15 protein-coding genes are annotated in these 13,161 nt (G+C 71.2%); 7 read left to right on the top strand and 8 right to left on the bottom strand.

Translation table 11 applies throughout. The annotated features are described in order from the left end of the window. Window positions 1-61: 61 nt before the first annotated feature. Entirely contained in the window at window positions 62-481 is a 420-nt protein-coding gene (locus ACWA7K_RS17870) for a winged helix-turn-helix transcriptional regulator (protein ID WP_456162825.1), read from the bottom strand. A gap of 96 nt (window positions 482-577) precedes the next feature. Between ACWA7K_RS17870 and ACWA7K_RS17865 the strand changes: the two genes are divergently transcribed. Then, on the top strand, window positions 578-1,423 hold the full coding sequence (locus ACWA7K_RS17865; RefSeq protein WP_456162823.1) for an SDR family oxidoreductase: 846 nt from the start codon (window positions 578-580) through the stop codon (window positions 1,421-1,423). On the opposite strand, the gene ACWA7K_RS17860 is transcribed toward ACWA7K_RS17865, so the two are convergent. Continuing rightward, window positions 1,424-1,756 (bottom strand): DUF805 domain-containing protein, encoded by a 333-nt coding sequence (locus ACWA7K_RS17860; protein WP_456162821.1) that lies wholly within the window; start codon window positions 1,754-1,756, stop codon window positions 1,424-1,426. 56 nt (window positions 1,757-1,812) lie between these two features. After that, window positions 1,813-2,439 carry a LysE family translocator gene (locus ACWA7K_RS17855; RefSeq protein WP_456162819.1) on the bottom strand — a complete coding sequence of 209 codons (627 nt, stop codon included), beginning with the start codon at window positions 2,437-2,439 and terminating at the stop codon, window positions 1,813-1,815. Window positions 2,440-2,655: 216 nt separating this feature from the next. Between ACWA7K_RS17855 and ACWA7K_RS17850 the strand changes: the two genes are divergently transcribed. Beyond that, on the top strand, window positions 2,656-2,928 hold the full coding sequence (locus tag ACWA7K_RS17850) for a hypothetical protein (protein WP_456162817.1): 273 nt from the start codon (window positions 2,656-2,658) through the stop codon (window positions 2,926-2,928). Window positions 2,929-3,027: 99 nt separating this feature from the next. On the opposite strand, the gene ACWA7K_RS17845 is transcribed toward ACWA7K_RS17850, so the two are convergent. Next, window positions 3,028-3,888, bottom strand: coding sequence for a CYTH domain-containing protein (locus ACWA7K_RS17845; RefSeq protein WP_456162815.1), 861 nt, complete (start codon window positions 3,886-3,888; stop codon window positions 3,028-3,030). A gap of 16 nt (window positions 3,889-3,904) precedes the next feature. After that, the gene (locus ACWA7K_RS17840; RefSeq protein WP_456162813.1) at window positions 3,905-4,123 is read right to left on the bottom strand and encodes a SlyX family protein; all 219 of its coding nucleotides are present in this window, start codon (window positions 4,121-4,123) and stop codon (window positions 3,905-3,907) included. 343 nt (window positions 4,124-4,466) lie between these two features. Between ACWA7K_RS17840 and hppD the strand changes: the two genes are divergently transcribed. Next, window positions 4,467-5,519: a 4-hydroxyphenylpyruvate dioxygenase gene (gene hppD / locus ACWA7K_RS17835; RefSeq protein WP_456162811.1), complete on the top strand. Its 1,053-nt coding sequence runs from the start codon at window positions 4,467-4,469 to the stop codon at window positions 5,517-5,519. A gap of 10 nt (window positions 5,520-5,529) precedes the next feature. On the opposite strand, the gene ACWA7K_RS17830 is transcribed toward hppD, so the two are convergent. After that, window positions 5,530-6,444, bottom strand: a complete 915-nt coding sequence (locus tag ACWA7K_RS17830) for a dienelactone hydrolase family protein (RefSeq protein ID WP_456162809.1) — start codon at window positions 6,442-6,444, stop codon at window positions 5,530-5,532. Between the two features lie 150 nt (window positions 6,445-6,594). After that, window positions 6,595-7,923, bottom strand: coding sequence for a DEAD/DEAH box helicase (locus tag ACWA7K_RS17825; protein ID WP_456162807.1), 1,329 nt, complete (start codon window positions 7,921-7,923; stop codon window positions 6,595-6,597). A gap of 234 nt (window positions 7,924-8,157) precedes the next feature. On the opposite strand from ACWA7K_RS17825, the gene ACWA7K_RS17820 reads away from it, so the two are divergent. Both ACWA7K_RS17820 and ACWA7K_RS17815 read left to right on the top strand, forming a co-directional pair. Then, window positions 8,158-8,403, top strand: a complete 246-nt coding sequence (locus ACWA7K_RS17820) for a hypothetical protein (RefSeq protein ID WP_456162805.1) — start codon at window positions 8,158-8,160, stop codon at window positions 8,401-8,403. A gap of 81 nt (window positions 8,404-8,484) precedes the next feature. After that, on the top strand, window positions 8,485-9,231 hold the full coding sequence (locus ACWA7K_RS17815) for a GntR family transcriptional regulator (RefSeq protein WP_456162803.1): 747 nt from the start codon (window positions 8,485-8,487) through the stop codon (window positions 9,229-9,231). Here the strand turns inward: ACWA7K_RS17815 and ACWA7K_RS17810 are convergent, their stop codons facing one another. Next, window positions 9,232-10,695, bottom strand: coding sequence for an amidase (locus ACWA7K_RS17810; RefSeq protein ID WP_456162801.1), 1,464 nt, complete (start codon window positions 10,693-10,695; stop codon window positions 9,232-9,234). It abuts the gene before it with no gap. A 237-nt stretch (window positions 10,696-10,932) separates the two neighbouring features. On the opposite strand from ACWA7K_RS17810, the gene ACWA7K_RS17805 reads away from it, so the two are divergent. Then, complete coding sequence (locus tag ACWA7K_RS17805; RefSeq protein WP_456162799.1) at window positions 10,933-12,036, top strand: ABC transporter ATP-binding protein; 1,104 nt, start codon at window positions 10,933-10,935, stop codon at window positions 12,034-12,036. A 79-nt stretch (window positions 12,037-12,115) separates the two neighbouring features. Continuing rightward, window positions 12,116-13,156 (top strand): ABC transporter substrate-binding protein, encoded by a 1,041-nt coding sequence (locus ACWA7K_RS17800; RefSeq protein ID WP_456162797.1) that lies wholly within the window; start codon window positions 12,116-12,118, stop codon window positions 13,154-13,156. The last annotated feature ends 5 nt before the right edge of the window (window positions 13,157-13,161 follow it).

Here is a 13,161-nt window from a genome sequence, read left to right as displayed (position 1 = left end):
ATTCTCTGCCCCAGGCAGGCGGCGCCATCTTGCAGATGCAACATGCGCCGCGCGGTCGGGCTCAGGCCGCCTGCGCGTCCTTCTCGGCCTTGGCGGCCATCACGCGCGACAGGTTGATCTCGATCCAGTCGGACAGCTGGCGCACCTTCTCGGCCGCCTCGACGCCCAGCGGGGTCAGGCTGTAGTCGACATGCGGTGGCACCACGTCGTAGGCGATGCGCTCGACCAGGCCGTCGCCTTCGAGCCATTGCAGCGTCTGCGCCAGCATCTTCTCGCTGACCCCGCCGATGCTGCGGCGCAGTTCGCTGAAGCGGTGCGTGCCGCCTTCCAGCACGATCAGCACCAGCACGCCCCAGCGACTGGTGACGTGCTTGAGCACCTCGCGCGACGGGCAGGCCTCGGCCAGCAGGTCGCCTCGGCGGGCATCCAGCAGGGCGCTGGCGGGGGCGCGGGTGCCGCGCGGCTTGCGGGGGATCGTCATGGGCGCTTACCTTCTTGTACGTACTTACGAAAAGTTTGTGGCTAACTTATAGTTTGTACTCCTTCAACCCACCACGCAAGTGCAGGACCTCACATCATGACCATCGCCATCACCGGTGCCACCGGCCAGCTCGGCCGCCTTGTCGTCGAACAACTCAAGGCCAAGGTGCCGGCCAGCGAGATCGTTGCGCTGGTGCGCACGCCGTCCAAGGCGGCCGACCTGGGCGTTGCCGCCCGCGAAGCCGACTACAGCCGTCCGGAGCCCCTGCCGGCCGCGCTGGCGGGCGTCGACACGCTGCTGCTGATCTCGTCGAGCGAAGTCGGCCAGCGCACCGCGCAACACCGCGCCGTGATCGACGCGGCCAAGGCCGCTGGCGTCGGCCGCATCGTCTACACCAGCCTGCTGCACGCCGACACGTCGACGCTGAGCCTGGCCGCCGAACACCGCGAGACCGAGTCGATGCTGCGCGCGTCGGGCATCCCGCACACGCTGCTGCGCAACAGCTGGTACATCGAGAACCACACCGTCTCGGCCAAGGGCGCGGTCGGCGCCGGTGCCTTCATCGGCAGCGCCGGCAACGGTCGCATCTCCGGCGCGGCCCGTGCCGACTACGCCGCCGCCGCCGTCGCCGTGCTGACCGGCAGCGGCCACGAAGGCAAGACCTACGAACTGGGTGGCGACGTGGCCTACACGCTGGCCGACCTGGCCGCCGAGATCGGACGCCAGAGCGGCAAGGACATCCCCTACAAGGACCTGCCGCAGGCCGACTACGCCGCCGCGCTGGCCAGCTTCGGCCTTCCGGGCTGGCTGGCCGCTGCGCTGGCCGAGTGGGACTTCGAGATCACCAAGGGCGTGCTGCTCGACGAAGGCCGCGCCCTGTCGCGCCTGATCGGTCGCCCGACGACGACGCTGGCGGATGCGGTGAAGCAGGCGCTGGCCTGATCAGGCCGGTGCGGGGCCGTAGCGATTCGGCCCCGGCGTGCCTGCGCGCGCCAGCCAGACCGCCATGAGGATCCAGCCGATCACCGGGATCAGGCCGATCAGCTGGGCCCAGCCGCTGAGGTCGACGTCGTGCAAGCGGCGCGTCGCCACGGCGGCGTAGGGCAGCAGCGTCGCGATCGCGAAAGCCAGCGACAGCCGGTCGCCCAGGATCATCATGACGATCGATGCGACCAGGTTGAACAGTGCCCACCACCAGAACTCGGGGCGGCTGGCGCGGCCCTTGAAGTCGGCGTACTTGACGAAGCAGGTGCGGACGGCGTCGGTGAAGCCCATCGGGGGTCCTTTCGGTCTGGAAGCAGGGATCGGTGTGCGTGGTGTGGCGTCGGCATTCAGCGACTGCTGAGCGCCAGGCGCCCGGCCAGCGCGACGAACACGCCGGCGGCGATGCGGTTCATCACGACCTGGGCGCGTGGCGAGCCGCGCAGCCAGCCGCCGATGTGGCCGGCGGCCCAGGCGATGGTGCCGAACACCAGCAGCGCGGCGAGCATGAAGGCGCCGCCCAGCACCAGGATCTGCCCCGCCACGGGCCCGCGCGACGGGTCGGCGAACTGCGGCAGGAAGGCCAGGAAGAAGATCGCCACCTTCGGGTTGGTCACGTTCATCACGATGCCGCGCAGGTAGAGCGCCCGCGCGCCCAGCGGCGTGCGTTCGCCCTCGGGCAGCGCGCTCGCGCCGGCGCGCCAGGCGCCCCACGCCAGCCAGACCAGGTAGGCCGCGCCGACCCACTTCAGCAGGTCGAAGGCCAGCGCCGACGTCTGGAAGACCGCCGCCACGCCCAGCGCGACCGCGCTGGTGTGCACGATCAGGCCGCTGCACAGGCCCAGCGTCACCAGCCAGCCGGCACGCCGGCCGTGCAGCGCCGACTGGGTCAGCACGAACAGGTTGTCCGGCCCCGGCGCGATGGCCAGCGCGGCGGAGGCGGCGAAGAAGACGAGCAGGGTCTGGATGGCGAGCATGGCGGTTCGAGGCGTGGCCGTCGGATGTCGGCGGGCGCCGCCAGCATAGGGCCCCCGTCAGGCCGGCCGAAGCCGCTGTGTGAGGCCAGGATGAAGCCGCCCGGCGACCGTCAACGACGGCTTTCCAGCCCTCGTTGTGGATGCAGACCCGGCGATGGCCGAGTCCGCTCAGGAGAGTCGGAGCATTCGCGAATCTCGTTGACATCGGAACCCACCATGACCCAAGCCTCCACCTTCGCCAAGTCCTTCGCCTTCGCCACGCTGCTGGCCGCCGCCCTGACCTCGGCGCACGCGCAGAACGCCAAGCCCGCGGCCATCGCGCCGGCTGCTCCCGTTGCCGCGACGACCCCGGTCGCCGCCACCGCTGCTGAACCGGCCGCCTCGGGCGCCATGCACAAGAAGGCTGCCCACCACAAGAAGGCCAAGGGCCACGACAAGATGCACGACGCCGCGGCACCGGCCGCTGCGGCACCGGCCGCCAGCAAGTGAACGGCTGAGGCGCGTTCCCGGCGCCCCTGAACGGGTGCCTCGCCGGACCACACGGCCCCTGGCTCATCGCATGAGCCAGGGGCCGTCGTCTTTCTAGGCTCAGGCCGGATCCACCATCCGGCCGATCAACGCGAGCCACAGCGACTGCGTGGCGGCTTCGCGCAGGTGGTCGAGGTGATCGACGTCGATGCGCAGCGCCAGCAGCCCGGCGCGCGCCTGGGCCTGATGCGCTGACAGGGGCTGACCGGCGCAGCGCGGATCGGCCAGATCGGCGATGTTGGCCAGCAGGGCCGCCAGCTGCGATGGCAACGGGGCATCCGCTGCCGGGGCCGGATGGGCCGGCCCGATGACGACCTGGCTGGCGAGGCGCTCGCCGCGTTCGGCCTTGCTGCGCACATCGAGCCACAGGCCATGACGAGCGACCGCCGCGTCGGCGCAGGCCAGCAGGCCCTGCACGGGGCCGTCCTTCAGCTCGAACTCCAGTTCCTGCAGCGGCCAGCGGGCCGCACCGGCGCGGATCTCGCCGAGGTCCAGCGCGCGTTCGATGGTGGCGCCGCCGTGTTCGATGCGGTCGAGCGTGCGCGTCACGTCGGTCTCGTAGCGGCAGGCCAGCGTGTCGGCCGCATCGCCCAGCGCGCGGCGCAAGGCCGTGCCGGCGGGCGTGCCGTCGTGGTGCGACAGGTCCAGCGCGGGCGCCTGTCCCGCCGCGAGGCCGTCGAGCACGACCTCGTGTTCGAGCCGCTGCATCAGGCCGTCACCACGGCCCTTGAGCGTCTGCACCCAGCGCTCGCCCTCCAGCCGCAGCCGCAGCGCCATCGCGGCGCCGGCCAGGCGGCGGTCGGGCGTGTCGAAGTAGCGCGCCCGCAGCCGGACCACCTGCGCGTCCGGGCCGCTCATGGCCTGTCGCACGCCGTCGAGCTGCGACGACGGGATCTGGAACTTCAGCTCGGTCTCGGTCATCGTCAGGCCCCGTCGATCAGTAATGCGGCGGCAGTTCGTCGCGCAGGCTGCGCACGCCGGGTGCCGTGGTGCTGTCCTCGGCCTGCCGGCGCAGCCGCGTCAGCTCGCGCACCAGCAGGTCGATCTGGCGGGCCTGCTCGATGACGACGGTGTTGAGATGCTCCACCAGGTCCTCGGTGTAGCTGAGCTTGACCTCGAGGTCGGTCAGGCGCTGGTCGATCTGTTCGGGCGTCATGGCGGCGATTCTCGATGGTCAAGTGCCGGTCGGGCCGATAGACTGGTGCGCTTCCTCTGCGGTCCGTGACCTCCCCACGTCCTTCCATGAACGAACAGCGGCTGATCGTCGGCATGCACCTCGCGCGCAGCGTGCGGGGTCGTCCGTGCGCGCCGCCGGCCCCCTCGGCCCCCTCGGCCTTTCCGGCCTGAGCCTGCCGATCCGCCGGTGCCCGCGCGCACCGGCTGTTCCCGTTCCGATCCTTCCCGATCCGACTGCCATGGAGGACGTCATGTCCGTTTCCGTCTCTTCGCCTGTTTCCGTCTCTTCGCCTGTTTCCGCCCCCGCCCCGCTCGACAACCCGATGGGCCTGATGGGCTTCGAGTTCGTCGAGTTCGCCTCGCCCACGCCCGACCTGCTGGAGCCGCTGTTCGAGCGCATGGGCTTCACGCTGGTGGCCCGTCACCGCAGCAAGGACGTGCTGCTGTACCGCCAGGGCGGCATCAACTTCATCGTCAACCGCGAGCCGCGTAGCCTGGCCGGCTACTTCGCCGCCGAACACGGCCCGAGCGCCTGCGGGCTGGCCTTCCGGGTCAAGGACTCGCACAAGGCCTACGCGCGGGCACTCGAACTCGGCGCCCAGCCGATCGAGATCCCGACCGGCCCGATGGAGCTGCGCCTTCCGGCGATCAAGGGCATCGGCGGTGCGCCCCTTTATCTGATCGACCGCTTCGAGGACGGCAAGTCCATCTACGACATCGACTTCGAGTTCATCGACGGCGTGCCGCGCCGCCCGGTCGGCCACGGCCTGCAGCAGATCGACCACCTGACGCACAACGTCTACCGGGGCCGCATGGCGTTCTGGGGCGCGTACTACGAGCGGCTGTTCAACTTCCGCGAGATCCGCTACTTCGACATCCAGGGCGAATACACCGGCCTGACCAGCCGCGCGATGACCGCGCCGGACGGGCTGATCCGCATCCCGCTGAACGAGGAATCGGGCAAGGGCGCCGGCCAGATCGAGGAATTCCTGATGCAGTTCAACGGCGAGGGCATCCAGCACGTGGCGCTGTCGACCGCCAACCTGATCGAGACGGTCGACGCGCTGCAGATGGCCGGCATCCCGCTGATGACCGCCCCCAACGACATCTACTACGAGATGCTGGAAGAGCGCCTGCCCGGCCACGGCGAACCGGTGGCCGAGCTGCAGGCACGCGGCATCCTGATGGACGGCTCGACCACCGGGGGCCAGAAGCGGCTGCTGTTGCAGATCTTCAGCCAGACGCTGCTGGGCCCGGTCTTCTTCGAGTTCATCGAACGCAAGGCCGATGAAGGTTTCGGCGAGGGCAACTTCAAGGCCCTGTTCGAGTCGATGGAGCGCGATCAGGTCCGGCGTGGCGTGATCCAGCCGACCTGATCGGCGGCCCTCAGGCGCGCAGCGTGCGGTTGAACAGCGCCAGCGTCGCCGTCCACGCCTGTGCGGCGGCCTTGGCGTCGTAGCGCGGCGTGGTGTCGTTGTTGAAGCCGTGCTGCGTGCCGGGGTAGACCTGGGCGACGTGGCGCACGCCGGCCGCCTTCAGCGCGGTCTCGTAGGCCGGCCAGCCGGCGTTGATGCGCTCGTCGTTCTCGGCGTAGATGATCAGCAGCTCGGCCTTGATCTTCGCCACCTGGTCGGCCGCCGGCTGCGGGCCGTAGAAGGGTGCGCCGGCGACCAGGTCGGGCAGTTGCGTGGCCAGGAAGTTCACCATGCCGCCGCCGTAGCAGAAGCCGACGCTGCCGAGCTTGCCGTTGCTGCCGGCGACGCTGCGGGTCCAGGCGGCTGCCGCCAGGAAGTCCTGCCGGATCTTGGCCTGGTCGAGCTTGCCGAAGGCTTCGCGGGCCTTGTCCTCGTCGCCGGGATAGCCGCCCAGGGCGGTCAGCGCATCGGGCGCGACGGCGATGAAGTTGTCCAGCGCCAGACGCCGCGCGATGTCCTCGATGTGCGGGTTCAGGCCGCGGTTCTCGTGCACGACGAGGATCACCGGCAGCGTGCCGCTGGCGTTGGCCGGGCGGGTCACGTAGGCCTTGATCGAGCCCGAGCCGTTCGGCGACGCGATCGTCACGGTTTCCGTCCTGATGCGGCCGTCGTTGGGCGCGACCTGCTGGGCGCGGGCGAAATCAGGGCTCAGGGCGGCCAGCAGCGCCGCCGAGGTCGTGCCGGCGACCGCCGCGTAGCGGCCGGCCTGGTCGAGGAAGCCGCGCCGATCGAGCAGGCCATGCACGTACTGGTCGAACAGCTTCAGGACGGCCGGATCGAAGTCGGCGGAGGTCAGGCGGCGAGGGGTGTCGGACAGGTCGGACATGGTCAGGCTCCCGGGGTTGGTGAAGAAAACGCAAGCGCGTCCTTTTCATTTCTACGCGAGCCCGGATGCCCTTGAACAGGGGTCGCCTACCCGGTTCCGCCCCACCCTTGCGACAGGCTGTCGGCCCATCTGGGGGTTGCACGGAAGGGGTCAGCTCGACTTGTCCGCCGCCGCTGCAGCCACTGCAGCCGCACGTGCCTTGTCCTTCTTGCTCGGGCGCCGGCCCTTGATGCCTCCGGTCCCGTCGACCGGCGGCGGCGGTGCCACCTCGGTCGGCTCGAAGCCGGGCAGCACCTCGCGCGGCACGCGCTGCTGCTGGCGCTTCTCGATCAGGCGGAAGTGGGCCTCGCCGGCCGGCGTCACGAAGCTGATCGCGGTGCCGGCCGCGCCGCCCCGGCCGGTGCGGCCGATGCGGTGCACGTGGTCGGCGGCCGCGCGCGGCAGGTCGTAGTTGACGACCAGCGGCAGGCCGGCGATGTCGAGCCCGCGCGCGGCCAGGTCGGTCGTCACCAGCACGCGCAGGCGCTTGAGGCGGAAGTCGGCCAGCACGGCATCGCGACCGCCCTGGCTCATCTCGCCGTGCAGCGGCGCCGCGTCGAAGCCTTCCAGGCTCAGCTTGTGAGCCACCCGCTCGGTGGCCATGCGGGTGCCGACGAAGACCAGCACGGCATCCCACTCCGGGTGATCGGTCAGCAGCCGGCGCAGCGCACCGGTGCGGCGGGTCGTGTCGACCACGATCGCGCGCTGCTGGATGTCCGGGTGCGGCAGCGAGACAGGCGCCGGCTGGCCGGGCTCGATGGCGGCGGCACCGGCCGTCGCGTCGCTCAGGTCGACGCGCGCCGGGCGCTGCAGCAGCGCATCGGCCAGGCCGCGCACCGCCTCGTCCAGCGTGGCCGAGAACAGCAGCTGCTGCAGCGTGCGGCCATCGGCCCGGGCGCGCAGCGGCGGCAGGCGGCTGCGGATCGCGGCCCATTCCTCGGCGAAACCGAGGTCGAGCAGGCGGTCGGCCTCGTCGAGCACCAGCACCGACAGCGCCTGCAGCCGCAGGCCGTTGTGGTCGAGCAGGTCGAGCAGCCGGCCGGGCGTGGCCACCACCACCTCGGCGCCGCCGCGCAGCGCCATCAGCTGCGGGTTGATCGACACCCCGCCGATCGCGGTGACGACCTTGGGCGCGTCCGGCAGGCGCCGGGCCAGCGCCTCGATCACGCCGCCGACCTGCTGGGCCAGCTCACGCGTGGGCAGCAGCACCAGCGCCTGGGTGCGACGCGGCCAGGGCCGGCGCGAGACCTGCAGACCCTGCAGCAGCGGCAGCGCATAGGCCAGCGTCTTGCCCGATCCGGTCGGCGCCCGGCACAGCAGGTCGTCGCCGCGCAGCACGGCCGGGATCGCGAGCGCCTGGACGGGGGTCGGCACGCGCAGGCCGTCGTCGGCAAGGGCTTGCAGCAGATCGGGCGCGAGGCCCAGCGAGGCGAAGGACATGGGGGTTCCAGGGAGTGGCCACCGCCACGGCCGGTGGCCGCGCGTCGGAGCGCGATTGTGACGGCCGGGCCTGTCGATGACCCCTTCCGATGCGTTCGTGCGCTTTTTCCGGATCCGGACACGGGTTTGGGGGAGGTCAGTTTTTCCGCCAAAACCTAGGGTTTACACTAGTCATGCTGCGATGCAACATGACTGCCTCGCGTCCATTCCACCGTTCTCCACGAAGGAACCGCCATGTCCACGAAGCACCTCGCCGCCGCCACGCTGTTCGCCGCGATCTCCGCCACCGCCCTGCTGGCCATGGCCAGCGCCCCGGCCGAGGCCGCGCTGCCCTTCAGCCACCCGGCCACGCAGCCGCGCGACCAGCAGAAGAAGACGCCGGCCGGCATCGACGCCAACACCTTCATCGTCCAGCCGCCCGCCAGCGTGGTCTGGACCGATGCCCCGGTCGAGCCGATCAGCACCGCCGCCGCGCGCTGATCCGGCCCGATCGCCCGGCTGCCGCGCCGGGCACTGCCTGAACTTGGGCATCGGCATGGCGTTTGCTCAAATGCAGGCGCCATGTCACTGACCCCCCTCGCCGGCCGCCCGCGCCGCACGGCCGCCGCCGCGTCCAAGGACGACATCCACGCCCGCATCTACACGGCGATCGTGGAGCACCGGCTGCTGCCCGGCACCAAGCTGACCGAGGAGCGCGTGGCCGAGCTGTTCCACGTCAGTCGCACGCAGGTGCGCGGCGTGCTGCAGCGGCTCGCGGTCGAGCAGCTGGTCACGCTGATCCCGAACCGCGGCGCCTTCGTCACCACGCCCAGCGCCGCCGAGGCGCTTGACGTGCTGGAGGTCCGCCGCACGCTCGAACCCGGCATCGTCCGGCGCCTGCTGCGCCGGCTGGCGCAAGGCCAGGCCCGTGACGCCGTGCGGCGGCTGCGGGCGCTGGTCGAACGCGAACACCAGGCCCATGCGCGTGGCGACCGGCGCACCGCCGTGCGGCTGTCCGGCGAGTTCCACGTGCTGCTGGCCGAGCTCAGCGGCAGCGGCATCTCGCACCGCATGATGCGCGAGCTGACCCCGCTGACCTGCCTGGCCATCCTGAGCTTCGAGGCGCCCACCGCCGCCGCCTGCCCGAACGACGAACACACCCGCCTGATCGACGCGATCGAGGCCGGCGACGCCGCGCTGGCCTGCCAGCTGATGGACCACCACCTCGCCCACATCGCCCAGGCGCTCGGCCTGATGCCCGACGACGGCCCGGCCGACGCAGCCGATGCGGCCGATGACGACGACCTGGCGACCGTCCTGCTGGGTTGATCAGCCCGGCCTTGCCGAGCCCGTGTCCTCGTCCAGCGCCGGACACGCCGGCTGCGGCCCCAGCACCTGTTCGGCCTGCCAGGCCAGCCGCAGCACGAGGTCGTCGCGGAAGCGCGGTGCGGCGATCTGCAGGCCCACCGGCAGACCTTGCCGGCCGACGCCGCACGGCAGCGACAGGGCCGGCAGCCCGGCGTAGTTGAACCACGGCGTGAACGCCGCATGGCTACGCGGCCCCGCCGGCAGGCCGCCGATCGCGGCCGGGCCGAGCGAGCCGAGCGCCCAGGCCTCGACCGGCGAGACCGGGCACAGCAGCGCGTCGTGGTCGGCGAACAGGGCCTCGAAGCGGTGGTGGATCTGCTCGCGCAGCCGCAGCACCTCGGCGATGCGGGTGCCGCTCAGGCCCAGCCCCAGCTCGATCTGCGCGCCGATGTCGGGGTCGAACACCTCCGGTTCGCGCCGCCAGCGTTCGCCGTGCAGCTGCGCCAGTCCGGCCTGCTGCAAGGCGATCAGCGGGTACTCGCGCGCCGCCTCGGGCCAGGCCGGGTCGGCCCGCTCGATGTGCCAGCCGGCACCGCGCAGGCGCTCGATGGCCGCCTCCAGCGTCGCCAGCACGTCGGCGTCGATCGGGTAGCCGCAGCCCAGGCCCGGCGACCAGGCCAGCCGCAGCGGCGGCAGCGGGTCCTTCAGCGCGGTCAGCAGGTCGGACGTCGCGAAGGCCGGCGACGACAGCGGATCGGCCGGCGCCCAGGCGCTGAGAAGGTCCAGCATCCAGGCCACGTCCTCGACGTCGCGGCCGAGCTGGCCGATCACCGACAGCAGGTGGTTCGGGTCGTCGAAGCCCCACGGGTTCGGTACCCGCCCGAGCGTCGGCTTCATGCCGACCAGGCCGGTGTGGGCGGCCGGGCGGCGCGTCGATCCGCCCGCATCGGTGGCCAGCGCGAGCGCGCCGATGCCGGCGGCCAGCGCGGCCACCGCGCCGCCGGACGAGCCGCCCGGCGTGCGCGCCAGGTCCCACGGGTTGCGCGTCACGCCATGCAGCGGCGTCGCGGTGATGCCCTTGCAGGCGAACTCCGAACAGGCCGTGACACCCAGTGCGACCCCGCCCAGTTCGCGCAGCCGCGCCACGCACCACGAGTCCTGCGGCGCGACGAAGTCGGCAAAGGCCTTCGAGCCGAAGGTGGCCGGCCGGCCGCCGATCCACAGGTTGTCCTTGACCGTGAACGGCACGCCCGCCAGCGGCAGGTCCTCGCCAGCGGCCAGCCGGGCGTCGACCGCGCGGGCCTCGGCCAGCACGAGCGCCGGGTCATGGTCGACGAAGGCGTTCAGGCGCGGTTGCCAGTCGGCCAGCCGGGCGTTTTGCGCCTGCGCGATGGCCTCGGCGCTGAGTCGGCCGGCGCGCACGGCGGCGGCCAGCGCACGGGCCGGCCAGCGGTGCAGCGGCAGATCGGGGAAGGACGGGTTCATCGCGGGGCTCCAGGTCGGCGCGGTCCGCACCAAGGCGGGTCCGGTTTTGTATCCAGAACGGTGCGGTCACGCCGGACAAACGCGCCAACCGCCGTTCCGGTCACGCCGGAATGCAAGTCCGATTCCATCGGCGTTATCTCTCGTGGTGACGCTGCAGGACGGCTTCCACAGATTGGATACAAAACGGTCTTCAAGGTGGTCATGGGCGACTGGCACGGCGGTTGCAGAACAGCCGGCATGAGCGCCCCACAAGCCGGTCAGACGCTGACCCTCGACGACATCGTGCACCGCTACGGCTCGACGCTGGCGGTCGACCACGTGACCCTGGAAGTGCAGGCCGGCGAGCTGGTCGCGCTGCTCGGGCCGAGCGGCTGCGGCAAGACCACGCTGTTGCGCATCGTGGCCGGCTTCATCGCCCAGACCGATGGCAAGGTGGTGGTGGGCGGACGCCGCATCGACGAGCTGCCACCGAACCGGCGCGACGTCGGCATCGTGTTCCAGAACTACGCGCTGTTCCCGCACATGAGCGTGGCCGAGAACGTCGGCTACGGCCTGGCCGCACGCGGCACCGACAAGGCCGCCGCCCGCCGGCGCGTGGCCGAGATGCTGGAGCTGGTGCAGATGGGCCACCTGGCGCAGCGCCAGACCCGCGAGCTGTCGGGCGGCCAGCAGCAGCGCGTCGCGCTGGCCCGTGCGCTGGCGATCGAGCCGCGCGTGCTGCTGCTCGACGAGCCGTTCTCGGCGCTCGACAAGGGCCTGCGGCTGGACATGCAGATCGAGATCAAGCGCATCCAGCGCAGCGCCGGCACGACCACGCTGATCGTCACGCACGACCAGGAAGAGGCCCTCGGCATGGCCGACCGCGTCGCCGTGCTGAGCCACGGCAAGCTCGAACAGTTCGACGCGCCCGAGACGGTCTATGACCGGCCGGCGACCTTCTTCGTCAACCAGTTCGTCGGCAGCGCCAACGTGCTGGCCGGGCGGCTCGAAGGCGTCGACGGCGAACGGGCCTGGATCCGCCTCGACGACGGCGGTGCGCTCTGGCAGGCGCGTGCGCCGCAACAGCCGATGGCGCCGGGCAGCGCGGTGATCGCCTGCGTGCGGCCCGAGAACCTGCGCCTCGATGCCGCCTCGCCGGACGACCCGGGCACGCTGGGCGCACACGTCGAACTCGGGATGGCGCTGGGCGCGACGCTGGTGCACGAGCTGCGCACCGGCAGTGGTCGGCCGATCAAGCTGAGCGAACCGCGCAGCCCTGGCTCGCAGGCCCGCGCCGTCGCCACGCCGGTGCGGGTGCGGCCGGTCGCGCCCGAGGCGGTCAGCGTGTTCGCCGCACCGTGAACCTGCACAGGCTCATCGACTGAGCCACTCCCCGTCACTCCGGCCACCCTTCCTCAACCGCCACGTCCAAGGACTCGCCATGACCCTCGACCGCCGCTCGCTGCTCGGCTCCGCGCTGACCCTCAGCGCGATGACGCTGTTCCCGCAACTGACCCGCGCGCAGGCCCGCAAGCTGGTCTTCGCGACCTTCACCGGCAGTTGGGAGGAAGCCCACCGCGACGTGCTCGTGCCGGCCTTCCGCAAGTCCGGCAACGAGGTGCTGCTCGACCCGATGCTGTCGGTCGACCAGATCGCCAAGGTCACCGCCGCGCGCAACAACCCGCCGATCGACGTGATGCTGCACGACCCGGGTCCGGCGCTGACCGCCATCGCGCAGGACCTGGTCGAACCGTTCCCGGTGGCCCAGAGCAAGCACTACGGCGACCTGATCGCCGAGGCGCAGGACCCGCTCGGTCCGGCGATGTTCTTCCAGGTGGTGGGCCTGACCTACAACCCCGAGAAGATCAAGACGCCGCCGACCTCGTGGGCCGACCTCTGGAAGCCCGAGTACAAGGGCCGCGTCGGCATCACCAACATGAACTCCACGCTGGGCACCGGCTTCATGGTCGAGCTGGCGCGGATGTACGGCGGCAACGAGTCGAACATCGAGCCGGCCTTCAAGAAGATCGCCGAACTCAAGCCCAGCCTGGCGGCCGTCGCGGCCAACCCGGGCGCGCTGGCGGCGCTCTACCAGCAGGGCCAGATCGACATCAGCCCGGGCAACTTCAACGCCATCCAGATCCTCAAGGCGCGTGGCGTGCCGGTCGAGTTCGTCGCGCCCAAGGAAGGCGCCATCGCCTTCAAGACCAGCGTCCACATCGTCAAGAACTCGCCCAACAAGGCGCTGGCCGCGCTGCTGATCGACACCGCGCTGTCGCCCGAGGTGCAGACCCGCCTGATGCAGTCGCCCTACCTGGTCGTGCCCACGCACGGCAAGGTCAAGATGGAAGGCGAGATCGCCAAGGTGCTGGCCAAGGACCAGGCCGAGATGAAGAAGAAGTTCGTGTTCCAGGACTGGAAGAAGATCAACGAACAACGGCCCGCGTGGATCGATCGCTTCAACAAGGAAATCAAGCTTTGAGCGAC

Source organism: Leptothrix mechoopdaensis (SeqCode), assembly GCF_053893855.1.
This window is presented reverse-complemented; position numbering and strand designations above follow the sequence as displayed.